This is a genomic window from Goekera deserti (assembly GCF_010685995.1).
Lineage (GTDB): Bacteria > Actinomycetota > Actinomycetes > Mycobacteriales > Geodermatophilaceae > Goekera > Goekera deserti.
This window is the reverse complement of record NZ_JAAGWK010000001.1, coordinates 1-22,787: the sequence shown is the minus strand read 5'-3', so window position 1 is coordinate 22,787 and position 22,787 is coordinate 1. Positions and strand designations below refer to the sequence as shown.

Sequence of the window (22,787 nt, the reverse complement as noted above, 5' to 3'; positions counted from 1 at the left end):
TGCTACTGGCGGGTAACACCCCTACACTCCCGCCATGCCGTTCCCGACCTCCCCCTCGGAGCGCGACCGCCCCTGGGTCATGCGCACCTATGCCGGGCACTCCTCGCCGAAGGAGTCCAACGCGCTGTACCGGCGCAACCTGTCCAAGGGCCAGACCGGTCTGTCGGTGGCCTTCGACCTGCCGACGCAGACCGGCTACGACCCGGACGACGAGCTGGCCGTGGGCGAGGTCGGCAAGGTGGGCGTGCCGGTCAGCCACGTGGGCGACATGCGTGCGCTCTTCGACGGCATCCCGCTCAGCGAGATGAACACGTCGATGACGATCAACGCCACCGCGATGTGGCTGCTCGCGCTGTACCAGGCCGTGGCGCTGGAGCAGGCAGCGGACGGCGAGGCGGGGGAGTCCGGCGTCGACCGGGCCCAGGTGCTCAGCCGGCTGGCCGGGACGACGCAGAACGACATCATCAAGGAGTACCTGTCCCGGGGCACCTACGTGTTCCCGCCCGGGCCCTCGATGCGGTTGATCACCGACGTCGTCAGCTACACCGTGACGACGATGCCCAAGTGGAACCCGATCAACATCTGCAGCTACCACCTGCAGGAGGCCGGGGCGACGCCGGTGCAGGAGGTCGCCTACGCGTTGAGCACCGCCATCGCCGTCCTCGACTCGGTGCGCGACTCCGGCCAGGTCCCCGAGGAGCGCTTCGGCGAGGTCGTGGCCCGGATGTCCTTCTTCGTCAACGCCGGGGTGCGCTTCGTCGAGGAGATGTGCAAGATGCGCGCCTTCGGCCAGCTCTGGGACGAGCTGACGCTGGAGCGCTACGGCGTGCAGGACCCCAGGCACCGGCGCTTCCGGTACGGCGTCCAGGTCAACTCCCTGGGCCTGACCGAGGCTCAGCCGGAGAACAACGTGCAGCGCATCGTGCTGGAGATGCTGGCCGTCACGCTGTCCCGGGACGCCCGCGCCCGCGCCGTGCAGCTGCCGGCGTGGAACGAGGCGCTCGGCCTGCCCCGCCCGTGGGACCAGCAGTGGTCGCTGCGGCTGCAGCAGGTGCTCGCCTTCGAGACCGACCTGCTGGAGTACGAGGACCTCTTCACCGGCTCGGTCGTGGTGGAGGCCAAGGTCGCCGAGCTCGTCGAGGGCGCGCGGGCCGAGATGGCCCGGGTGCAGGAGATGGGCGGTGCGGTGGCCGCGGTGGAGTCCGGCTACATGAAGGGCCAGCTGGTCGGCTCGCTCGCCGAGCGCCGCCGCCGGATGGAGAGCGGCGACGACGTGGTCGTGGGGGTCAACCGGTTCACCACGACCGAGGAGAACCCGCTGATCGCCGACCTGGACACCGCCATCCAGACCGTCGACCCCGCGGTCGAGGCCGCCGCGCAGGAGGCCCTGCAGAAGTGGCGTGCCGAGCGGGACGACGTTGCCGCCACCGCCGCCCTCGACGCGTTGCGCGCGGCGGCGGCCACCGACACCAACCTCATGGTCGCCACCCTGGAGTGCGCCCGCGCCGGGGTGACGACGGGCGAGTGGGCCGGGGCGCTGCGCGAGGTGTTCGGGGAGTACCGGGCGCCCACCGGCGTGTCCTCGGCGGTCGGGCCGGGGGCAGCCGACGCCGCGCTCACCGAGGTGCGCCGGCGGGTGGCCGACACGGGTGCCGAGCTGGGCGGGCGGCTGCGGCTGCTGGTGGGCAAGCCCGGGCTGGACGGGCACTCCAACGGTGCCGAGCAGATCGCCGTCCGGGCGCGGGACGCCGGCTTCGAGGTGGTCTACCAGGGCATCCGGCTGACCCCGGCCCAGATCGTCGCCGCCGCGGTCGAGGAGGACGTCGACGTCATCGGGCTGTCGGTGCTGTCCGGCTCGCACCTGCAGGTGGTCCCGGCGGTGCTCGACGGCCTGCGCGCGGCGGGCCTGGAGGACGTGCCGGTGGTCGTCGGCGGCATCGTGCCCGACGCCGACGCCCGGCGGCTGCGCGAGCTGGGCGTCGCCCGGGTCTTCACGCCCAAGGACTTCGGGATGACCGACATCATGGGCCAGATCGTCGACGTCGTCCGCGAGGCCAACGACCTGTAGGAGGACCCCCGCGCCCCCGACCCATGCTCCGCGCGGGCCGGGACCCTGTGCGGGGGCCGTTCCATCGGGTCACCGAGCGCTGAGCGGGCCGAACCGGACGTCGACGCCGGGGGAGTACAGCACGCTGTCCGGGGCGCCCGCGATGCCGGGCAGGCCGGCCGGGGCGAGCAGCTGCTCCTCCAGGTGCAGCAGCTCGGCGCGGTGCAGCGGCCACTCGGGGTGCTCGTTGGGCCAGTACGCGGTGCGGCCGAGGAACCGCTCGTGCAGGCCCCAGCGGCCGGTGAGGAAGCGGGCCAGCGGGTCCGGGTCGGTCAGCCGTTCCCCGATCCGCACGTCGATCCGGCTGCTCGCCCCGACCGGACCGGGCCAGCGGCGCTGCGTGGTGTAGCTGATCCGCGAGCCGTCCCGGCGGATCCGCATGCGGGACCACAGGTAGGGCAGCCGGGCCACCCAGCGCGCGGCGAGCACCGGCAGCAGCCGGTCGGCGTCCAGCGACCGGAAGACGACGCCGCGGCGTCCCCGCTCGTCGACCGAGTACAGCCGGACGTTGGTCTCGGCGAAGCTGCCCAGGTAGGGCAGGCCGGGGGCGCCGAGGAAGCCGATCCGCAGCATCCGGAACGGGATGAGGCCGACGTAGGTGACGCCGTCCAGGGTGTCCGGCACGGTGCCCGCCGGCAGCAGCGGCGCGACCCGGTCGGGCTCCAGGGCCCAGTGCAGGAACGTGGCGTCCCGCCAGCCCTGGGTGAACACGGTGCGGGAGATCGGTCGGGGGGAGGTGCCGGTGACGGGCTCGGCCGGCTGTCTGCTCGCGGTCACCACCCGAGGGTGCCTGATCCGGCGGCGCGGGCGGTGGGCCCCGGTCAGTCCTGCGGCTGCCCGGCCAGCCGGGCCAGGGCCAGCTCGGCGATCGCGCGGGTGGTCGACTCCGCGCCCGCGCCGTCGCCGGCCGAGTCGTCCCCGCCGCCGTCGCCCGGGCCGTTCCCGGTGCCGATCGACTGCTGCGTGGTGTAGGTGACCAGCACCAGCCGGTCACCGGAGCGGGCCACCACGGCCCGGGTGACGGCGAGGACGCCGTCCCGCCCGCCGTCGTCGAAGCGGAAGGCCGCGGCGCCGTCCCCGAGACCGGCGGCCGGGTCGGTGACCTGGATCGACCCGCTCGCCGGTGACGAGCAGCTGCCCGCATCGGCCACCAGCCGGGCGAGCGCGGCCTCGGCGGTGGTCGCGTCGGCGTAGCCCAGGGCGTGCTCGGTGACGCCGGCACCGGCGACGGGGTAGCGGTGGCCGACGTCCCCGGTCGGTGCGCTCCAGGTCTGCGCCCAGTCGGCGGCGTCGCACAGCACCGGGAACTGCGGCGAGTCCTCGGCGACGGGCACGCCGGACTCCAGGCCGATCCCGGTCAGCTCCTCCGGGGGCAGCAGCACCTCGAACGTGAGCGCGCCCGGCGGTGCCTGCTCGATGCCGCTGCCCGCGGTGGGTGCGGTGGTGGCGGCGGCGCTGCTCGCCGACGGCGACGTCGGGGTGCCCGACGCGGCGGCCGGGGCCGGGTCGCGGTGGGCGTAGCTGAGGTAGACCACACCCAGCGCGCCGATCAGCAGCACCGCGGCCAGCAGCAGGTACAGCGAACCCGACGACCTGCTCGGCGTCCGGGCCCGGGTCGGAGTCGTGCGGCTGCCGGTCATCTGTGCCCCCCGTGTCGCCGGCCCCCGTCGGGCATCGGCGCTTGCCGGCCGGCCGTCGCCGTGGTGGGCTCCGGCCGGGGCGCCCCGCTGGGCCACCCCCCGGCATCTCGAAGGAGCAGCTGAGCATGACCAGCGACGGCGCACCGCGTGTCGAGCGCGACGGGGACACCGTCCGCATCACCATGACCAGGGGGCACAGGCGCAACGCGCTGTCCCGCGAGCACCTCACGCAGCTGCTCGCGGCGGTCACCGACGCCGGCGGCACCGACGCCACCGGCATCGTGCTCGCCGGGGAGGGCCCGGTGTTCAGCGCCGGGCACGACTTCGCCGACGTCGCGGGGGCCTCGCTGCCCGAGGTGCGCAGCCTGCTGGCGCTGTGCACCGAGCTGATGCGCACGCTGCAGGAGGTGCCCCAGGTGGTGCTCGCCCGGGTGCACGCCCTGGCGACGGCGGCCGGCTGCCAGCTGGTGGCCTCCTGCGACCTGGCGGTGGCCGCCGAGTCGGCGGGCTTCGCCGCCCCGGGCGGCAAGGGCGGCTGGTTCTGCCACACCCCGATGGTCGCCGTGGCCCGCAACGTCGGGCGCAAGCGGGCGATGGAGCTGGCGCTCACCGGCGACGTCATCGACGCCCGGACGGCGCTGGACTGGGGCCTGGTGAACCGGGTGGTGCCCGATGGCGACCTCGACGACGCCGTGGCCGACCTGCTGGGCCGGGCGACCCGGGGCTCGCGGGCGAGCAAGGCGTGGGGCAAGCAGACCCTCTACGCCCAGTTCGACCGGCCCGAGCGGGACGCCTACACCCACGCCGTGGACGTGATGGCCGCGGCCAGCCAGCTGCCCGGCGCCCGCGAGGGCATGGCCGCGTTCCTGGAGAAGCGCCCGGCCGCCTGGACCGACTGAGGAGCTCCACCGAGAGCACGCTCGCGGCGGGACGCCGCAGGGGACCGGTGCCGGCCGTCGTCCGGCGCGGCCGCCTGCTCAGGAGGTGAGGTCGGTGCAGTCGTCCTCGTGCGGCAGCAGCGGGCGCAGCGTGACCGACCAGCGGCTGCCGTCGGCGGTCACCCAGGGCGTGCGGGTGGTGGCCGTCGCGGCGGCGTCCAGGACGGCTCGGGCCTGGTCCCCGGTGGCCAGGGTGCAGCTCATCGAGGGCAGCCCACCCAGCGCGGTGCCCGGCAGCGGCGGCCCCGGCCAGGCGACGTCGGGGGTGGCCAGGCCGTCGTCGACGTCCAGGTGCTGGGTGGCGACCACGGCCAGCGCGCTGACCGGGTAGGGCCGCAGCTCGCGCTGGTCCGCCGGGGAGGCGACCGCCCGGGCGGCGTCCAGCAGCTCGAGCAGGTCGGCACGGGCGGCCACCTGCTCGGTCGACAGCCCCGGCCCCGCCGTCCACCCGGCGGACAGCGCGTAGGCGTCCCGCACGTGGGTCCCGTCGGCGTCGACGAGCACGAAGCGCGTGGTGAGGGCGTCCGCGACCGGAGGGGAGCCCAGGTCGGTGTCGTCGAGGACGCCGGCCCGCTCTGCCTCGGCGACGAGGTCGGCGACGGCGTCCGGGCCGACGTCACGCAGCTGCACCGACGGCAGGGCCGGCCCTGGGTAGGAGGCCGCGACCGGGCCCTGGGCGACCACCCGACCGTCGGCGTACACGCTGACCAGCGGCAGTCGCGCCGCGAGTTCCGTGGGCGTGGTGAAACCGCCGGTGAGGGCCACCTGGAACACGAGCCGGTCGTCGGCCGCCGCACCCTCCCGGTCCGGGGTCGCGCTCGCACCGGACTGCGCTCCGGCCGCCCCACCGTCCCGGTCGGCGCAGCCGGCCAGCACCAGCAGGCCCAGCGCACCCAGTGCGGTCAGCACCGCCGACCGCCCGGGACCGGATCGTGTCATGCCCCTCAGACGCGCGCCGAGCACGCTGCGTTCCCGCCGCGGACCACCCGGCGCACCCGCACCGTGCGGCCCACCGGGGGCCGACGGTCGTCGTGGCCGAGCGCGAGGGCAGCTCCGTCCGAGCCCGGCCCGCCCCCGGCCCCGGCCCCCCGTGGTGGGGGAGCGGGCCGGTAGCGTCGCTGCTCGTGCGTCTGGTCATCGCTCGCTGCTCGGTCGACTACGTCGGCCGGCTCACCGCCCACCTGCCCCCCGCCACGCGGCTGCTGCTGGTCAAGAGCGACGGGTCGGTGTCGGTGCACGCCGACGACCGCGCCTACAAGCCGCTGAACTGGATGAGCCCGCCCTGCTCACTCACCGACGAGCTGGTCGACACCCCCGACGGCGGCCGGGCCGGTACGTGGACGGTGACCAACAAGGCCGGCGAGCAGCTGATCATCACCATCGAGTCGGTCGACCTGGACAGCACCCACGAGCTCGGCGTCGACCCCGGCCTGCAGAAGGACGGCGTCGAGGCCGACCTGCAGCGGCTGCTGGCGCTGCACGTGGAGACCTTCGGTGCGGGCTGGTCGCTGGTGCGCCGGGAGTACCCGACCGCGATCGGCCCGGTCGACCTGCTCTGCCGGGACGGCGCCGGCGGCACGGTGGCGGTGGAGATCAAGCGCCGGGGCGAGATCGACGGCGTCGAGCAGCTGACCCGCTACCTGGAACTGCTCAACCGGGACACCCGGCTGGCGCCGGTCCGGGGCGTGTTCGCCGCCCAGGAGATCAAGCCCCAGGCGCGCGTGCTCGCCGCCGATCGGGGCATCTCCTGCGTGACCGTCGACTACGCCGTCCTCAAGGGCACCGACGACCCCTCGCAGCGGTTGTTCTAGGCCACCCACCGGGGTTACCCATGAGTAACCTCACTGTCCGGGACGGAGACGGGGATGCCAGACTGCCCCGATCAGGACGGACGGCGGGACCGGTGCGAGCCGGGCGCGCCCACGCGAGGAGGAGATGGCAACGTGGCCAGAGAACTGACCGAGGTCGGCGTCGTGGGGCTGGGCACCATGGGGGCCGGCATCGTCGAGGTGCTGGCCCGCGCGGGGCTGTCGGTGACCGCCGTCGACGTCGACGACGACGCGGTCGCCCGCGGCCGGGCGCACGTCGAGCAGTCCACCGAGCGCGCGGTCACCCGCGGCAAGCTCGAGGACGCCGACCGCACCGCGATCCTCGAGCGCGTGCGCTACACCACCACCCTGGCCGACCTGGGCTCCGCCGAGCTGGTCGTGGAAGCCGTCCCAGAGCGGATGGACCTCAAGGCGCAGCTGTTCGCCGAGCTGGACCGCATCTGCCCGCCGGACACGATCCTGGCCACCAACACCTCCAGCCTGTCGGTCACCGCGCTGTCGGTGGCCACCGGTCGGCCCAGCAAGGTCATCGGGATGCACTTCTTCAACCCGGCGCCGGTCATGAAGCTGGTCGAGATCGTGCGCACCGTCGTCACCGAGCCGGGCGTCGTCGAGGACGTCGAGGCGCTGGCCGCCCGGCTGGGCAAGGTCGACGTGACGATCGGTGACAAGGCCGGCTTCATCGCCAACGCGCTGCTGTTCGGCTACCTCAACCACGCCGTGGAGATGGTGGAGAACCGCTACGCCAGCCGCGAGGACGTCGACGCCGCCATGCGGCTGGGCTGCGGCCTGCCGATGGGCCCGCTGGCCCTGATGGACCTGATCGGCATCGACACCGCCTACGAGATCCTGCAGACGATGTACCAGCAGTCCCGCGACCGGCTGCACGCCCCCCGGCCGCTGATCAAGCAGATGATGACCGCGGGCCTGCTGGGCCGGAAGTCCGGTCGCGGCTTCTACACCTATGCCGAGCGCGGCTCCGCCGAGGTCGTGCCCGACGCCGCCACCCCGTCGGCGGCCGGTGCGGCCGAGGGGGCCCGCCCGTTCCGCTCCGTCGGCGTGGTCGGGTCCGGGACGATGGCCACCGGCATCATCGAGGTCGTCGCCAAGGGCGGGCTCGACGTGCGGTTCGTGGCCCGCACCGACGAGAAGGTCGCTGCGGTGCTCGCCGCGCTGACCCGGTCGCTGGACAAGCAGGTCGCCCGCGGTCGGCTGGACGAGGCCACCCGTGACGCCGTCCTCGCCCGGGTGGACGGCACCACCTCGCTCGACGAGCTGGCCGACCGGGAGCTGGTCATCGAGGCCGTCGTCGAGTCGCTGCAGGTCAAGCAGACGCTGTTCGCCGCGCTCGGGGAGATCACCAAGCCGGGCACCGTGCTGGCCACGACCACCTCGAGCCTGCCGGTGATCGAGTGCGCCAAGGCCAGCGAGCGCCCCGAGGACGTCGTCGGGCTGCACTTCTTCAACCCCGCCCAGGTCATGAAGCTGGTGGAGGTGGTGAGCACCATCGCCACCGCCCCCGACGTGGCCGCCACCGCGCACGCGCTGTGCCAGCAGCTCGGCAAGCACGCGGTCAGCTGTGCCGACCGCGCCGGCTTCATCGTCAACGCGCTGCTGTTCCCCTACCTCAACGACGCGGTGCGGATGCTGGAGGCGCACTACGCCAGCAGCGACGACATCGACGCCGCGATGAAGGTGGGCTGCGGCTACCCGATGGGCCCCTTCGAGCTGCTCGACGTGGTCGGCCTGGACGTGTCGCTGGCCATCGAGCGGGAGTTGTACACGGAGTTCCGGGAGCCCGGCTACGCCCCGGCGCCGCTGCTGGAGCACCTGGTCACCGCCGGCTACCTGGGGCGCAAGACCGGTCGCGGCTTCCGGGACCACTCCACCCGCTGACCCGTGGCAGGCTGAACGGGTGGGGAGGCGCGCCCGGGGGCGAGGACGACCGGGCGCGCCCGGTCCGTGGCGTCCGCGCCCGGAGCAGGTCGAGGAGGCCGGCGACGGCGACTGGGTCGTCCGGTCGGTCACCGGCTCGGCCACCGGCAAGAACTACCGCTGTCCCGGCTGCGACCAGGAGGTCGTGGCCGGGACGCCGCACGTGGTGAGCTGGCCGGCCTACGCCCGGGACTCCGACCTGGACCCGTGGGACACCGACTCGGCCGCCGACCTGCGCCGGCACTGGCACACCACCTGCTGGCGCGCCCGCTCCCGGCGCCGCCAGCGCTAGTGGTGCCCCCGCGGCGGCCCCGCCCCCGCCCCGCCCCGCCCCGCCCCGCCCCGCCCCGCCCCGCCCCCGCAGCATCGATCAGCTCAGCTGATCACCGTCCGGCCGAGCTCACCAGCGTTGGTGCACCCGGCCGGACGGTGGTGAGCTCGGCGGTAGTGCGGCCGGACGGTGGTGAGCTCGTGCGGTCGTCGGCCCGAGCACCCCGGCCCACCCCGGGGCGGGGACGGCGGCTCAGACCAAGCGGGCGAAGACGACGACGTTGTCGACGTAGCTGCGACGGGTGTGGTCGAAGACGCCGCCGCAGGTGATCAGCCGCAGCTCTGGGGCGCCGACCGGGCCGTAGACCTCCTCGGTGGGGAACTCCGCCTTGGGGTACTGCCCGACGCGGGTCACCTGGAAGGTCAGCACCGACCCGTCGGTGCGGGTGACGGTCAGCCGGTCACCGGGGGCCAGCTCCTCCAGCCGGTAGAACACCGCGGGGCCGGCCCGCGAGTCGACGTGCCCGGCGATCACGGCCGGCCCGACGTCCCCGGGCACCGTGCCCTCGGAGAACCACCCGGCCTGGGCGAAGTCGGTCGGTGGCACCAGCACGCCGGAGGCGTCGGTGCCGAGCGGGACGAGCGACCCCTGCACACCGATCGTCGGCATGGACACCGCGACCGGCGCCGGGCCGCCGGTCGCGGGGCTGGACCCCAGCACCGCGGGCTGCGCGTCCGGGGTGGTCAGCGCCTGCACCGACCCGCTCTGCCGCACGGTGGACGGTGCGCCGACCAGCACGGCCAGGACCGTCGCCGTCACGGCGACGGTGGCCAGCAGCGGCGCCAGCAGCGCGTGCCACTGCCGCTGGCCCCGCCGACGGTGCGCTCCGGCCACCGGGGGTCAGGACCGGGTCGCGGCGTGCCGCGGGCGGTGCGTCCCGGGCGAGCGCAGCAGCACGGTGGTGAGCACCGCGAGCGCGGCCATGGCGGCGATGCCGCCGGCCACCAGGGGCAGGGTGGCGGCGTCCTGGCCGCCGGCGGTGCCGCCGGCCCCGGTCTCGACCCCGCCGACCGGCACGACCTGCGGGCTGGCGGCGTCCAGGGCCAGCTGCACGGTGAGCCCGCCGTCGCTGTTGTCCAGCACGATGACGCTGTAGACCGACCCGGCCGCCAGGTCGACCGGCAGGCTGGTCGGCGCGCCGCTGCCACCGGTCACCTGCAGCGTGGTCGTGCCACCGGGCACGTCCACGTAGTCGGTGCGCGCGGCGAAGGCGAGCTTGCTGGCGACGCTGGAACCACCGGTCACCGCGACGTCCAGGGACGGCGCGGTGGCGGCCGCGGAGATGACCCGCACGCGGGACTGGCCGGCCGGCGGGAGCGCGAGGGAGTCGTCCAGGATCTCCAGCCCCAGGGAGGCGAAGTAGCCCACGCCGGCCACGGTGCGGGCGCTGCCCGGCTCGATCTGGACGGTGGTGGACAGCACCGGCGGGGTCGACGGGTCGGCGCCGGCCGACCGCATGCTCACCGTGTACGTGCCGGCGGGGACGCTCTGGTAGTCCGAGACGGTGCCGTAGGAGACGCCCGGCAGGGTGATCGCCTGGTTCGGGTCGGAGACCGAGTTGACGTAGACGTCGACGGACGGCGTGTCCGGGGAGAGGTGGGCCAGGCGCAGCAGGCCGGTGTCGGCGGCGCTGGCCGGGCTCATGCCCAGCAGTGCCGCGGCGGCACACAGCAGGGTGACCAGCAGGCCTCGGGTCGTGGTGGTCATCGGGGGCCTTCCGTCACAGGGTGCAGTCGGACGTGTGCACGGACGTCTCTACCCGCTCGGCGCCCCGGTTGCCAACCCGGGACGGGGCGTTCCGTCCCGACACTCAGGCGGTGGCCCGTTCGACCAGGGCGTCGGGGTCAGGTACGTAGTGGAACGCGAGCAGCAGCCCGTCGGGTGTCCGGCGCACCACGTCGGGTGCGAACGGGGCCCGCTGGACCGACAGCCAGGCCTGCAACCGGTCGACCCGCGCGGGGTCCTGGTCCAGTGGGACGCCGTCCATGCTGTCCAGCACCGCGACCCGGGTCAGCGTGCCGGTGCCCTCCTCCCCGGCCACCACCGGCAGGCTGTGCAGCCCCACGCCGAACTGTGCCGACATCCCGGCCAGCAGCGACAGCAGGCGCGGGTCGACGTCGCCGGCGGTGAGCTGACCGGTCGCCTGGCCGGAGTCGGAGGTGGTCGGGTTGGTGAGCAGCGCCGCGGCGAGCTGACGGCGCTGCTCGCGCGCTGCGGGTGTCGGGCTGCCCCGGTCCGGGTCCTCGACGTGCACCTGGACGCCGCTGGAGGTGAACGTGGCCACGGCGTCCGCCGGCTGCGGGGCCGCACCGGTCGTGGTCCGCACCACCAGGCGAGCTCCTGGTGCGTCGGCGGGCGTGTCCCCGGCCAGCTGCACCCGCGCCGGGTCGCCACCGGCGTGCACCAGCTCCGACCAGATGCGGCCGGACCCGACCAGCACCGCGTCCGGTGCCAGTTGCTGCTCCTGCCAGGCGAGGGTGGCCCGGTGTGCCCGGTCGCCGAAGTCGCTGGTGGGGGCCCGACCCAGCGCGAGGCTCGCGGTGACGACGGCGGCTCCGAGGGCGAGCGCGGCGGCCAGCTGCGTGAGCGGGAGCAGCCGCCGGGACCGGGTCGCGGACCCGGGACGCGGGCGGCCGGTGGCCGTGGAGGGCACCGCCGGCCGCACGGCCAGCACGCGGCGCACCGCGACCTGCGCGAGCGCACCCACCAGCAGGGCGGCCACCGGCAGGCAGACCTGCAGCGCCGACAGCCGGCCGGGGGAGGGGGCCACCGTGGTGGCCGCGGTCAGCGCCAGGGCGATCCCGGCGGCACGCAACCGGGGCAGGCCGACCGCGCCGAGCAGCCCGACGAGCACCAGCACCACCGTGACGGTCACCAGCTCACCGCTGGTGGCCCCCCAGCGGCCGGGGCTGGCGGGCTGGGGGTCCCAGCGGTCCAGGGTCAGGGTGGCCAGCAGGAACAGCGGCCCGAGCGCCAGGGCGCAGGCGAGCCGGCGACTGGCGGGCCAGCGGGGCAGTACTGCACCGGTCACCAGGGCCGCGGCGGCACCGGCGAGGCCCAGCAGCAGCACGTCGGGGGCCAGCAGCACCGAGAGCACCGCGGCAACGGCGGCCAGCACACCGCTTGCCGGCGCGGGCCGTCCCCCGGCCAGCAGGTACGCCGACAGCATCAGCCACGGCACGGCCAACGCCCCGGGGCTGCTGGCCAGGTACACCGGTGTGATCACCGGGACGGCGCCGAACGCCAGCAGGGCCACCGCGCAGCTGGGGTTGCTCAGCCCCACGCGCCGGGCGGTGCGCCACAGCAGCAGACCGGCCACCAGCACGCTGACCAGCAGGAGCTCGCGTCCGGCGACCACCAGGGTGGCGTGCCGGTCGAAGGCCCGGGTCAGCGTGGCGTAGACCGCGGTCTGCAGGGCGCCCAGTCCGTCGGGTGACAGCGCAGGCAGACCAGTGCCGCTGTCGCCGCGCAGCAGTGCGAACGCGGGCGCGGTGAGCCGGCCGTCGTCCGGCAGTCGGGTGCCGTGCAGCAGCCGGGCGCTCACCAGCCCGACGAGGAGCAGCGCGCCGATGGGCCAGAGCAGGCCGACGGTGAACCGCGGGCTGAGCCGCCGGGAGCGGGCGCGGTGCCGGGCGCGCCGGGCACCGGCCTGCTCGAGGGGGTCCTCCTCGGCCGCAGCAAGGAACAGCTGGGACCCGGGCCGGACCCCCGGACCCCCGCCGACCGGGGCGGTCCGGGTGGTGTCGCCCGACGGCGGTGTCAGCGGCGGCAGGAGGTCGTCCGCGTCGGGGGACGTCCGTACGGGGGCGGGGGACGGGCGGGGTCGACGGGCCCATCGCGGCGCAGCGGACGGTTCACGGGGTGGACCGGCTGCGTCCGGGGCCCACGCGGTGGTGCCGGGGGGCACGAGGCGCCCGGTGTCGGTGTGCGGCTCGTGGGCGCCCGGGTACCCGTCCGGGTCGGCGGTCGCCCACGGGTCGGTCCCGTTCCCGGTGCCGGACCCGGGAGGCTGGGCCGCCGGCGCCCCGGTGGAGCCGGCGACCTGGTCGCGCGGTCCGCCGGGCGGGACCGACCCCTGGTCCGGCACGCCGCGGCCGGTGACGTCCCGGCCGGTCCTGTCCCGGCCGGGCAGGCCCCAGCCGGGCAGGTCCCGGTCCGGGACGTCTCGGCCTGGCACGTCCCGGCTGCGCACGGGCCGACCCGGCGTGCCCTGGCCGGGGATGTGCCCGGACAGGTCCGCTTCGGGCAGGTCCGCAGAGGGCAGGTGCGCGCCGGCCGGACGCGGAGCGGGCTGGTCAGGAGCGGGCGGGGCCGGGGCGGCTCGCTCCGGAGCGGGCTGGTCCGGGCCGACGGCCGGGGCGGGCGTCGGGCCGGTGACCGGGTCGGACGCCGGGCCCGTGGGGGCAGCGGCGGCGTGAGCAGGAACGTCCTGTTCGGGGCGGGTGCCCTGTCCCGGGGCGGGTGAGCGGCGGAACCGTAGCCGCTCGCCCGGACCGCGCAGCCGGTGCCGGTCGGACGCGGGTCCGCGGGGACCGCGGAGCGGTGCGGGTGGGTCCGGGTGCGGTTCTGACACGGGGCCCCTCTCACGGATCGGCCCGGCCGACCGCCGGCGATGACGCCGGGTGGACAGGGGAGCGCTGGTGCGGACCCTGTCACGCCTGGTCACGCTGCGCGACGTGGATCCGGGGGCTCACCCTAGGTCACCAGGTGGGTGACGTCTCCCGTGGAGAGGACGGCGAGCGCTGGACGCGCCAGGCCACGACGGGAGCCGGCCGGTCACACCCGCTGGAGGGCGGGCGACCGGCCGGCCGCTGGGCGGCGGGGTCAGCGGACGGATGGGTCAGCCGACGGCCACACCGGCGCGCGGCCGGACCAGCGGACGGCCGGACCAGCGGACGGCCGGACCAGCGGACGGCCGGATCGACCAGCGGCCGGCTCAGCGGAAGGCGAGGTGAGCGCGCGCGCCGGAGCGCGCGGGCACCGCCAGGGCCTGGGCGCCGTGGCGCGCGAGCGGGTGAGGTCAGCGCGCGGGCGGGGTGCTCTCCGCGACGCGCTGCTGCGCCGGCTGCACGGGCAATGCCTGCGTGCCGGAGTCCCGGCCTCGCTCGGCCGGTGCCTGGCTCTGTGCGGCGGGACGCTGTGCACCGGGGGCGGCCCCGTCGCCGGCGGCCTGCCCCTGCTCATGGGCCGCGGCGGCGGCCACGGACATCGTGCCCGAGTCGGTCGACGCCGGCACGGCAGCAGGCCGGGCGGAGTCGGGCCCGGTGGCATGGGGCAGCCGGCCGCCCGGCTGGGACGGGACGGTGGGGCGGTCGGTGCCGGTCGCGCGCGGCGACCCTGCGGCAGGATCGCCGTCCTGCGCGTCGCCCTGCGCGACGGGCCGGCGCTGACCACCGCCGGTCGGACGGGCCGCGTCCGGCGCGAGCCGGTCGGTGAGGTCGGGCAGCTGGGTGAGCAGCTGGTGCACGCCGGCGAGCCGGTCGAGCAGGTCGTCGCGCACCCCCTGCACGCGGGCCACGGCGGCCTCGGCCTCGGCGACGACCCGGGCGGCGTGCTGCTCGGCGGCAGCGATGCGCTGCTGCGCGGCCGCGGCCGAGGCGTGCGCCCGCTCCTGCTCGATCTGGGCGGCCTCGGCGCGACGGGACCGCTGGGCGATCTCGAAGTCCTCCTCGATCTTGGTGCGGCGCGCCTGGGAGTCGGCGTCCAGGCGCGCGACCCGCTCCTGTGCCTTCTGCACCAGCTCGTCGGCGCGGGCCTGCGCCTTCGCCGAGATCTGCTCCGCGTGCTGGCGGGCCTCGGCCACGAGCCGCTCGGCCTCGTCGTTGGCCGCGGCGAGCCGCTGCGCGGCCGCGGTCTCCTCGGCGGCGAGGCGCTGGCGCAGGCCCTCGGCCTCCTCGGCGGTGGCCTCGCGCAGCGCGGTGGTCTCCTCCTCGGCGGTGCGGCGCAGCTCCGCCGCCTCCTCCTCGGCCAGCCGGAGCATGTGGGCGATCCGCTCGCCCATGTTCTCGAAGCTGGGGGCGACGGCGGTCGCGGCCTTGCGGCGCAGCGACTCCATCTCCTTGTGCAGTGCGGAGAGCTGCGCGGCCAGGTCGGCGGACCGGGCGACGGCGGCGTCCCGGTCGGCGAGTGCGACGCGGACGTCGGCGTCCAGGCGCTCGACCGTCTCGGCGACCTGGTGCTTGTCGTAGCCACGCAGGACGACGTCGAAGGAGACGGCGGCCTCACGCATCGGGACGAGGTCGTGCCGGGGGTCGCTCATGGGCCCATCCTCCTCACTAGAACCGGGCCGGTCCAGTTCGGCACGGGCTGCCCGCCCGACCTCCCGGCCCCGGTGGCCGGGCAGGACACGGCACCGGCGCGCACACCGTCATCGACCCCGGACAGCTGGTGACCGGGGGGACGGACGGTGGCGCGCCGGTGACCGTCAGACGTCGCGGAAGCGGTTGATCGCGTCGATGTGGCGCTCGCGCTTGGCGGTGTCGCGCACGCCCAGCCCCTCCTCGGGGGCCAGTGTGAGAACACCCACCTTCCCCTGGTGGGCGTTCCGGTGGACGTCCAGGGCGGCCTGGCCGACCTCGGCCATCGGGTAGACCTTCGACAGGGTCGGGTGGATCAGGCCCTTGTCGATCAGCCGGTTGGCCTCCCACGCCTCCTTGTAGTTGGCGAAGTGGGAGCTGAGGATCTTCTTCAGGTTCATCCACAGGTAGCGGTTGTCGTACTGGTGCACGTACCCGGTGGTCGAGGCGCAGGTGATGATCGTGCCGCCCTTCTTGGCCACGTACACGCTGGCGCCGAAGGTCTCGCGGCCCGGGTGCTCGAAGACGATGTCGACGTCCTCGCCGCCGGTCAGCTCGCGGATCTTCTTGCCGAGCCGCTGCCACTCCTTGGGGTCCTGGGTGTCCTCGTCCTTCCAGAACTTGTACTGCTCGGCCGAGCGGTCGATGACCAGCTCGGCGCCCATCCGCCGGACGATCTCGGCCTTCTCCGGGCTGCTCACCACGCACACCGGGATGGCGCCGCCGTTGAGCGCCATCTGCGTCGCGTAGGAGCCCAGGCCGCCCGAGGCGCCCCAGATGAGGACGGTGTCGCCCTGCTTCATGTTCGCGCCGTTGCGGCTGACCAGCTGCCGGTAGGCGGTCGAGTTGACCAGTCCGGGCGCCGCGGCCTCCTCCCAGGTGAGGTGGCCGGGCTTGGGCATCAGCTGGTTGCTCTTGACCAGGGCCAGCTCCGCCAGCCCGCCGAAGTTGGTCTCGAAGCCCCAGATGCGCTGCTGCGGGTCCATCATCGTGTCGTCGTGACCGGCCGGGTCCTCGAGCTCGACGGACAGGCAGTGCGCGACGACCTCGTCGCCGGGCTTCCACCGGTTCACCCCGGGACCGACCCGCAGGACGACGCCGGCCAGGTCCGAGCCGACCACGTGGTAGGGCAGGTCGTGCTTCTTCGTGAGCTCCGAGAGCCGGCCGTAGCGCTCGAGGAAGCCGAAGGTCGACACCGGCTCGAAGATCGACGTCCACACGGTGTTGTAGTTCACCGAGCTCGCCATGACGGCGACGATCGCCTCGCCCGGGCCCAGCTCCGGGGTGGGCACCTCGTCGACGTGCAGCGACTTGCGCGGGTCCTTGTCCCGGGTGGCGAGCCCGGCGAACATCTCCTGCTCGTCCTTGCGGACGAGCACGCCGCGGTAGGACTCCGGGACGGAGAGGCCGCCCAGCGCGTCGAGCTGGTCGTTGAGGATCGCGTCCCTGATCTGGTCCACGTGGTCTCCCGGGTCGTCGTTGGCTCGAGGGGGGGGCAGTGCGGTGCGCGGAGGTTACCGGCCGGTAACCAGGACTGAACAGACGTCTCAGACGTGTTCTGGACCACCAGCCGGCTCGACCAGCTCGACGAGCACACCACCGGCGTCCTTGGGGTGCACGAAGTTGACCCGGCTGCCGGCGGTGCCGCGCCGCGGCACGTCGTAGAGCAGGCGCAGTCCCCGCTCGCGCAGCGTCGCGCTGACCGCCTCGACGTCGGCGACCCGGAACGCCAGCTGCTGCAGGCCCGGCCCGGACCGGCCGATGAACTTCGCGATCGTCGACTCCGGGGTCAGCGGCGCCAGCAGCTGGATGCGGGTGGCGCCGTCGCCGACGGCCAGCATCGCCTCCCGGACGCCCTGCTCCTCGTTGGTCTCCTCGTGCACCGAGTGGACGCCGAACGCCCGGGCGTAGAAGGCGACGGCCTCGTCGAGGTCGGGCACCGCGATGCCCACGTGGTCGATGGTGGTGAAGAGCTCGGAGGGCAGGCCGGTGTGGTCGTCGGTGGTCACGGCGCGCATCCTGCCGCCGCGGACGCCCCAGGCCCAGCCCCTGTGGGCTGCTCCACATCTGGGCGACGCCCCTCCCCGTGGGTCCCGGAGTCGAACTATCCTCCCTGAGCCCGACGACGAGCCACGGCCGTCGAGGTGCCGTGACCAGCGGTGCCGCGGGCGGGTCCGCGTCCGCGCGGACCACGATCCTGAGGCCGCCGACGAGGGCGGCCCCGAGCTCCTGGAGGCACCATGTCCCGCTCCGTGATCGTCAGCGGCGCCCGCACCCCGATGGGCCGTCTGCTCGGCTCGCTCAAGGACTTCTCCGCAGCGGAGCTCGGCGGGGTCGCCATCAAGGCCGCCCTCGAGCGCGCCGGGATCTCCGGGGACCAGGTGGACTACGTGATCATGGGTCACGTCATCCAGGCCGGTGCCGGGCAGAACCCCGCCCGCCCGGCCGCCGTCGCCGGCGGCATCCCGATGTCGGTGCCCTCGTTCACCCTCAACAAGGTGTGCCTGTCCGGCCTGGACGCCATCGCGCTGGCCGACCAGCTCATCCGCGCCGGCGAGTTCGACGTCGTCGTCGCCGGTGGCATGGAGTCGATGACCCAGGCCCCGCACCTGCTGGCCAACTCCCGCACCGGCACCAAGTTCGGGGACACCGCGCTCGTCGACTCGATGAGCCACGACGGCCTCACCGACACCTTCGACCAGGTGGCGATGGGCCTGCTGACCGAGCAGGCCAACGCCCGCTACGACCTGACCCGCCAGGAGCAGGACGAGTTCGCCGCCACCAGCCACCAGCGCGCGGCCGCGGCGCAGAAGAACGGCCTGTTCGACGACGAGATCACCCCCGTGCTGATCCCGCAGCGCAAGGGCGACCCGATCGAGTTCCGCGAGGACGAGGGCATCCGTGCCGACACCACCGTGGACAGCCTGGCCCGGCTGAAGCCCGCCTTCAGCAAGGACGGCACGATCACCGCCGGCACCGCCTCGCAGATCTCCGACGGCGCCTGCGCGGTCGTGGTGATGAGCGCGGCGAAGGCGGCCGAGCTCGGCCTCACCCCGCTGGCCGAGATCGGCGCCCACGGGGTCGTCGCCGGCCCGGACGCCTCGCTGCAGAGCCAGCCCTCGCGCGCCATCGCCAAGGCCTGTGCCCGCGAGGGCATCGACCCGGCCGACCTGGACCTGGTCGAGCTGAACGAGGCCTTCGCCGCGGTCGGCATCGTCTCCACCCGGGAGCTGGGCGTCGACCCGGAGAAGGTCAACGTCAACGGTGGCGCCATCGCCCTGGGTCACCCGGTCGGCATGAGCGGGGCCCGGATCGTGCTCCACCTGGCCTACGAGCTCGGTCGACGCGGGGGCGGCGTCGGCGCCGCGGCGCTGTGCGGTGGCGGTGGGCAGGGCGACGCCCTCGTCCTGCACGTGCCCGCCCGGGCCGGCTCCGCCGCTTGACCGACCCGGCCGTCGGCCCCGCCGGCCCCCGGCGGGGCCGGCGGTCGGTCGACGTCCCGGAGCTCGTCCGTGGGGCCCGCTCCGGTGACCCCCGGTCCGTCGCCCGGCTGATCTCCCTGGTCGAGGACGCCAGCCCGCTGCTGCGGGAGGTGGCCGCCGCGCTCACCCCGCACACCGGCGGCGCCCAGGTGGTCGGCGTGACCGGCCCGCCCGGGGTCGGCAAGTCCACCACCACGACCGCGCTGGTGGCCGGGTTCCGCGCGGCCGGCCGGCGGGTCGGCGTGCTCGCCGTGGACCCGTCGTCCCCGTTCTCCGGCGGCGCGCTGCTCGGCGACCGGGTGCGGATGGGCGACCACGCGCTGGACGACGGGGTCTACATCCGCTCGATGGCGTCCCGCGGGCACCTCGGCGGGCTGGCCTGGTCCACGCCGCAGGCGCTGCGGGTCCTGGACGCCGCGGGCTGCGACGTCGTGCTGGTCGAGACCGTCGGCGTCGGCCAGTCGGAGCTGGAGGTCGCCTCGCTGGCCGACACCACGCTGGTGCTGCTGGCCCCGGGCATGGGCGACGGCGTCCAGGCCGCCAAGGCCGGCATCCTCGAGGTGGCCGACGTCCTGGTGGTCAACAAGGCCGACCGGGAGGGCGCCGACCGCACCGTGCGCGAGCTGCGGGCGATGCTCACCCTCGGGCATGAGCAGGACGGCTGGCGGCCCCCGGTGTGCCGCACCGTCGCCTCCAGGGAGTCCGACACGGGCGTGCCGGAGCTGCTGGCCCACGTCGAGGAGCACCGGCGGTGGCTGGTGTCGTCGGGGGAGGGCCAGCGGCGGCGCACCGAGCGGGCCACCCGGGAGATCGAGGCGATCGCGGTGGCCGAGCTGCGCTCCCGGATGGGCGACCTGCGCGGGTCGACCGCACTCGCCTCGCTCGCCGCCGAGGTGCTCGCCGGCCGCACCGACCCCTACCGGGCCGCCGACGAGCTCGTCCGGCAGCTCGGGCACGCCTCGGCGAGGATGGGCCCGTGAACGGGACCCCGGATGCCGTCGTCGTCGGTGCAGGACCCAACGGGCTCGCGGCGGCGCTGCGGCTGTCGGCGGCCGGTCTCGCCGTCCAGGTGGTCGAGCGTGGGGAGCGGGCCGGTGGCGGCATGCGCACCGAGGAGCTGACGCTGCCCGGCTTCGCCCACGACGTGTGCTCGACCGTGCACCCGATGGGTGCGGCGTCGCCCTTCTTCCGGGAGTTCGACCTGCCCTCCCGCGGGGTGCGGTTGCTGCACCCGGACATCGCCTACGCCCATCCCCTGGACGGTGGCCGGGCCGCGCTGTCCCACCGCTCGCTGGAGGAGACGGCGCGCGGGCTGGGGCGTGACGCGGACAACTACCGGCGGCTGTTCGAGCCGCTGGTTGCCCAGGGCGACGACATCGTGCGGTACTTCCTGTCCAGCGCCTTCCGCCGGCTGCCCACCTCCGGGGTCACCGGCATCGCCCGCTTCGGCCTCCAGGCGCTGCCGAACGTGCGCTGGCTGGCGCACCGGTACTTCGAGACCGAGGACGCCCGCGCGCTGATCGGCGGTGCCGCGGCGCACGGCATGCTCGACCTCACCCGGCCGCTGACCTCCGGGCTCGGCATGATCCTCGGGATGCTGGCCCACCACGCCGGCTGGCCGCTGGTCGAGGGCGGCTCGCAGTCGCTGGCCGACGCGATGGTGCGCGCGCTGGAGGAGCAGGGCAGCGAGGTGGTCACCGGGCACGAGGTCACCGACCTGCGGGAGTTCGAGCGCGTCCCGGCGGTCCTGCTGGACACCTCGCCCGGTGCGTTCGTGCAGATGGCCGGGGCCGGCGTGCACGAGGGCTACCGCCGCTGGGTGCGCCGCTACGAGCACGGGCCCGGCGTGTTCAAGGTCGACTGGGCGCTGTCCGGGCCGGTGCCGTGGACCAACCCCGACGTGCGGCGGGCCGGCACCATCCACCTGGCCGGCACGCTGGAGGAGACCATCGCCGGGGAGGCCGCGCCGGCCGCCGGGCGCACCACCGACCTGCCGTACGTGCTCGCCGTGCAGCCGACCGTCGTCGACCCCAGCCGGGCGCCGGAGGGCAAGCACGTGTTCTGGGCCTACGTGCACGTGCCGCACGGCTCGCCGGTGGACATGACCGACGCCATCGAGCGGCAGATCGAGCGGTTCGCCCCCGGCTTCCGCGACCTCGTGCTGGCCCGCGCCACCAAGAACGCGCCGCAGATGCAGGCCTGGAACCCCAACCACGTCGGCGGTGACATCTCCAACGGCGAGGCGTCCCTGCGCCAGATGCTGGCCCGCCCCGTCCCCCGCTGGAACACCTACAGGACGCCGATGGCCGGCCGCTACCTGGCCTCGGCGGCCACGCCTCCCGGGCCCGCGGTGCACGGCATGTGCGGGGACAACGCCGCGCGGGTCGCCCTGCGCGAGGTCTTCGGCGTCCGGCACGCACCGGCGCTGCGCGCCGCCTGAGGGAGCACCTGCACCCTCCTCCGAGGGGGCCCACCTCCCGACGCGCACGGCGGGCGGCCACCGTGCCGGTAGCGTCTGCGCCCATGGCACGCGCGCTCGGTCTGCCGTTCGACCCGATCGAGCGCGCCGGTGAGACCTGGGAGCAGCGTTTCGGGCCGGCAGCGTCCATGCGCGCGGCGACGTCGGTGTTCCGGGTGCAGCAGATCCTGCTGGCCCGCTTCGACGAGGCGCTGCGGCCGCACCAGCTGACCTTCGCCCGGTACGAGGTGCTGGTGCTGCTCACGTTCTCCCGCACCGGTCAGCTGCCGCTCAAGGTCATCGGCAGCCGGCTCATGGTGCACCCGACGAGCGTCACGAACGCCATCGAGCGGCTGCTGGCGGCCGGGTACGTCGTCCGGCGCCCGAACCCCAGCGACGGCCGGGGAGTGCTCGCCACCATCACCCCGCGCGGGCGGGCTGTCGTCGACGTCGCGACCGCGGCGCTGACCGGGCTGGACTTCGGCCTCGGCGACCTCGGTGACGACGAGCTGGACACGCTCTTCCAGGTGCTGCGCCGGGTGCGCTTCGGGGCCGGCGACGTGCGCACCGAGGACGTCACCGCCCCCGGCCAGGGCGGGACGATGCCGCCGGGGGACGCGGCACCCGGCGACCGCTGAGCCGGCTGCCGGGTGGGGGCCGGAGCAGGTGCCCCGGCCCGGTGGGAAGATCGGGCCATGCAGCCGAACCGCCCCGCTCGACCCGATCCGCGCTCCGACCCGCGCGCCGCTGCCCAGCAGGCCCGGATGGCCGCCTCGCTCGCCGGTGCTGTCGACCTCGCTGCCGTGAAGGCGCGCTCGGACGCGGCTGCCCGGGCCCAGTCGGCGCCCCCGCCGAGCGCCGACGCACCCGCCGGTGCCCCCGGCTCCGCGGTGGTCGACGTCGACGAGGCCAGCTTCCAGAGCGAGGTGCTGGACCGCTCCTTCCAGGTGCCGGTCGTGCTGGACCTGTGGGCCGAGTGGTGCGGGCCGTGCAAGCAGCTGTCCCCGGTGCTGGAGCGTCTCGCGGCCGAGGGCAACGGCACCTGGGTGCTGGCCAAGGTCGACGTCGACGCCAACCCGGCGCTGGCCCAGGGCCTGCGCGTGCAGGGCATCCCGGCGGTGAAGGCGGTGTGGCAGGGCCAGCTGGTCGCCGAGTTCAGCGGCGCCATCCCGGAGGAGCAGGCCCGCGAGTTCGTCACCGAGCTGGTCGCGGCCACCACCGGCGGCGCGGTGCCCGGCGGGCAGCCCGCCGACGAGGCCGAGGAGCCGGAGGACCCGCGCCTGGACGCCGCAGAGGCAGCCCTGGACCGCGGTGACCTGGTCGCCGCCGAGGAGGCCTACCAGGCGATCCTCGCCGTCGAGCCCGACCACCCGGTCGCCGGGCTGGCGCTGCGCCAGGTGCAGGTGTTCCGCCGCGCCGAGGAGGCCGGGCCGGACGCGCTGCAGGCCGCCGACGCGGCACCGGACGACGTGGCCGCCCAGACCCGGGCCGCGGACTTCCTGCTCGGCACCGGCGACGTCGACGCCGCCTTCGCCCGCTTGCTCGACGTCGTCCGGCGCACGGCCGGGGAGGACCGGGACGTCGCCCGCCGGCACCTGGTGGAGCTGTTCACCGTCGTCGGCGACGACGACCCGCGCGTCGGCCCCGCCCGCCGCGCCCTCATGACCGCCCTCTTCTGACGCCCGCTCAGCATCGATCAGCTCAGGTGGATTCAGGTGGTCGTTGCATCACCGGTTGGTTGAGGTGGTGAGAGTAGGTGGTTGAGGGCTTC

Annotated in this window: 19 protein-coding genes; 10 read left to right on the top strand and 9 right to left on the bottom strand. The window is 75.2% G+C overall.

The window, feature by feature from the left end; genetic code table 11:
- The first annotated feature begins 34 nt into the window (after nt 1–34).
- On the top strand, nt 35–2,068 hold the full coding sequence (locus tag G1H19_RS00095; RefSeq protein ID WP_152731372.1) for a protein meaA: 2,034 nt from the start codon (nt 35–37) through the stop codon (nt 2,066–2,068).
- Between the two features lie 69 nt (nt 2,069–2,137).
- Here the strand turns inward: G1H19_RS00095 and G1H19_RS00090 are convergent, their stop codons facing one another.
- Nucleotides 2,138–2,884, bottom strand: a complete 747-nt coding sequence (locus G1H19_RS00090) for a YqjF family protein (RefSeq protein ID WP_162393470.1) — start codon at nt 2,882–2,884, stop codon at nt 2,138–2,140.
- Between the two features lie 44 nt (nt 2,885–2,928).
- Complete coding sequence (locus G1H19_RS00085; RefSeq protein ID WP_152731374.1) at nt 2,929–3,747, bottom strand: hypothetical protein; 819 nt, start codon at nt 3,745–3,747, stop codon at nt 2,929–2,931.
- Between the two features lie 125 nt (nt 3,748–3,872).
- On the opposite strand from G1H19_RS00085, the gene G1H19_RS00080 reads away from it, so the two are divergent.
- A complete protein-coding gene (locus G1H19_RS00080; RefSeq protein WP_152731375.1) occupies nt 3,873–4,646 on the top strand; it encodes an enoyl-CoA hydratase-related protein in 774 nt (257 codons plus the stop codon).
- A 78-nt stretch (nt 4,647–4,724) separates the two neighbouring features.
- Here G1H19_RS00080 and G1H19_RS00075 read toward each other — a convergent pair whose 3' ends face one another.
- A complete protein-coding gene (locus G1H19_RS00075) occupies nt 4,725–5,624 on the bottom strand; it encodes a hypothetical protein (protein ID WP_152731376.1) in 900 nt (299 codons plus the stop codon).
- Nucleotides 5,625–5,809: 185 nt separating this feature from the next.
- Here G1H19_RS00075 and nucS point away from each other — a divergent pair, with 185 nt between their 5' ends.
- The 3 genes from nucS (at nt 5,810) to G1H19_RS00060 (ending at nt 8,741) form a co-directional block, all read left to right on the top strand.
- Nucleotides 5,810–6,496: an endonuclease NucS gene (gene nucS, locus G1H19_RS00070; RefSeq protein WP_162393471.1), complete on the top strand. Its 687-nt coding sequence runs from the start codon at nt 5,810–5,812 to the stop codon at nt 6,494–6,496.
- Nucleotides 6,497–6,628: 132 nt separating this feature from the next.
- Nucleotides 6,629–8,410, top strand: a complete 1,782-nt coding sequence (locus G1H19_RS00065; protein WP_162393472.1) for a 3-hydroxyacyl-CoA dehydrogenase family protein — start codon at nt 6,629–6,631, stop codon at nt 8,408–8,410.
- Nucleotides 8,411–8,429: 19 nt separating this feature from the next.
- Complete coding sequence (locus G1H19_RS00060; protein ID WP_162393473.1) at nt 8,430–8,741, top strand: hypothetical protein; 312 nt, start codon at nt 8,430–8,432, stop codon at nt 8,739–8,741.
- Between the two features lie 231 nt (nt 8,742–8,972).
- Here the strand turns inward: G1H19_RS00060 and G1H19_RS00055 are convergent, their stop codons facing one another.
- The 6 genes from G1H19_RS00055 to mce form a co-directional block, all read right to left on the bottom strand.
- Nucleotides 8,973–9,614 (bottom strand): class F sortase, encoded by a 642-nt coding sequence (locus G1H19_RS00055; RefSeq protein WP_202926005.1) that lies wholly within the window; start codon nt 9,612–9,614, stop codon nt 8,973–8,975.
- Between the two features lie 6 nt (nt 9,615–9,620).
- Entirely contained in the window at nt 9,621–10,487 is an 867-nt protein-coding gene (locus G1H19_RS00050) for a DUF4397 domain-containing protein (RefSeq protein ID WP_152731379.1), read from the bottom strand.
- A gap of 103 nt (nt 10,488–10,590) precedes the next feature.
- On the bottom strand, nt 10,591–12,957 hold the full coding sequence (locus tag G1H19_RS00045) for a hypothetical protein (RefSeq protein ID WP_152731380.1): 2,367 nt from the start codon (nt 12,955–12,957) through the stop codon (nt 10,591–10,593).
- Nucleotides 12,958–13,800: 843 nt separating this feature from the next.
- Nucleotides 13,801–15,039, bottom strand: coding sequence for a coiled-coil domain-containing protein (locus G1H19_RS00040; protein ID WP_152731381.1), 1,239 nt, complete (start codon nt 15,037–15,039; stop codon nt 13,801–13,803).
- 165 nt (nt 15,040–15,204) lie between these two features.
- Nucleotides 15,205–16,536 (bottom strand): crotonyl-CoA carboxylase/reductase, encoded by a 1,332-nt coding sequence (gene ccrA / locus G1H19_RS00035; RefSeq protein WP_162393474.1) that lies wholly within the window; start codon nt 16,534–16,536, stop codon nt 15,205–15,207.
- Between the two features lie 87 nt (nt 16,537–16,623).
- Nucleotides 16,624–17,085 (bottom strand): methylmalonyl-CoA epimerase, encoded by a 462-nt coding sequence (gene mce / locus G1H19_RS00030; RefSeq protein ID WP_202926006.1) that lies wholly within the window; start codon nt 17,083–17,085, stop codon nt 16,624–16,626.
- 231 nt (nt 17,086–17,316) lie between these two features.
- Here mce and G1H19_RS00025 point away from each other — a divergent pair, with 231 nt between their 5' ends.
- The 5 genes from G1H19_RS00025 (at nt 17,317) to G1H19_RS00005 (ending at nt 22,695) form a co-directional block, all read left to right on the top strand.
- Nucleotides 17,317–18,519, top strand: coding sequence for an acetyl-CoA C-acetyltransferase (locus tag G1H19_RS00025; RefSeq protein WP_152731384.1), 1,203 nt, complete (start codon nt 17,317–17,319; stop codon nt 18,517–18,519).
- Complete coding sequence (meaB, locus tag G1H19_RS00020; protein WP_152731385.1) at nt 18,516–19,538, top strand: methylmalonyl Co-A mutase-associated GTPase MeaB; 1,023 nt, start codon at nt 18,516–18,518, stop codon at nt 19,536–19,538. Before G1H19_RS00025 ends, meaB begins: the two co-directional genes overlap by 4 nt.
- Nucleotides 19,535–20,998, top strand: a complete 1,464-nt coding sequence (locus G1H19_RS00015; protein WP_162393475.1) for a phytoene desaturase family protein — start codon at nt 19,535–19,537, stop codon at nt 20,996–20,998. Before meaB ends, G1H19_RS00015 begins: the two co-directional genes overlap by 4 nt.
- Before the next feature lie 83 nt (nt 20,999–21,081).
- Nucleotides 21,082–21,654, top strand: coding sequence for a MarR family winged helix-turn-helix transcriptional regulator (locus G1H19_RS00010; protein ID WP_152731386.1), 573 nt, complete (start codon nt 21,082–21,084; stop codon nt 21,652–21,654).
- A gap of 57 nt (nt 21,655–21,711) precedes the next feature.
- Nucleotides 21,712–22,695 carry a tetratricopeptide repeat protein gene (locus G1H19_RS00005; RefSeq protein WP_152731387.1) on the top strand — a complete coding sequence of 328 codons (984 nt, stop codon included), beginning with the start codon at nt 21,712–21,714 and terminating at the stop codon, nt 22,693–22,695.
- The last annotated feature ends 92 nt before the right edge of the window (nt 22,696–22,787 follow it).

Excerpts from the sequence above, each read along its gene's own strand:
- G1H19_RS00095 (WP_152731372.1), top strand. The coding sequence starts at position 35 with ATGCCGTTCCCGACCTCCCCCTCGGAGCGCGACCGCCCCTGGGTCATG.
- G1H19_RS00085 (WP_152731374.1), bottom strand. The coding sequence starts at position 3,747 with ATGACCGGCAGCCGCACGACTCCGACCCGGGCCCGGACGCCGAGCAGG.
- G1H19_RS00080 (WP_152731375.1), top strand. The coding sequence starts at position 3,873 with ATGACCAGCGACGGCGCACCGCGTGTCGAGCGCGACGGGGACACCGTC.
- G1H19_RS00075 (WP_152731376.1), bottom strand. The coding sequence starts at position 5,624 with ATGACACGATCCGGTCCCGGGCGGTCGGCGGTGCTGACCGCACTGGGT.
- G1H19_RS00050 (WP_152731379.1), bottom strand. The coding sequence starts at position 10,487 with ATGACCACCACGACCCGAGGCCTGCTGGTCACCCTGCTGTGTGCCGCC.
- G1H19_RS00040 (WP_152731381.1), bottom strand. The coding sequence starts at position 15,039 with ATGAGCGACCCCCGGCACGACCTCGTCCCGATGCGTGAGGCCGCCGTC.
- G1H19_RS00025 (WP_152731384.1), top strand. The coding sequence starts at position 17,317 with ATGTCCCGCTCCGTGATCGTCAGCGGCGCCCGCACCCCGATGGGCCGT.
- G1H19_RS00010 (WP_152731386.1), top strand. The coding sequence starts at position 21,082 with ATGGCACGCGCGCTCGGTCTGCCGTTCGACCCGATCGAGCGCGCCGGT.
- G1H19_RS00005 (WP_152731387.1), top strand. The coding sequence starts at position 21,712 with ATGCAGCCGAACCGCCCCGCTCGACCCGATCCGCGCTCCGACCCGCGC.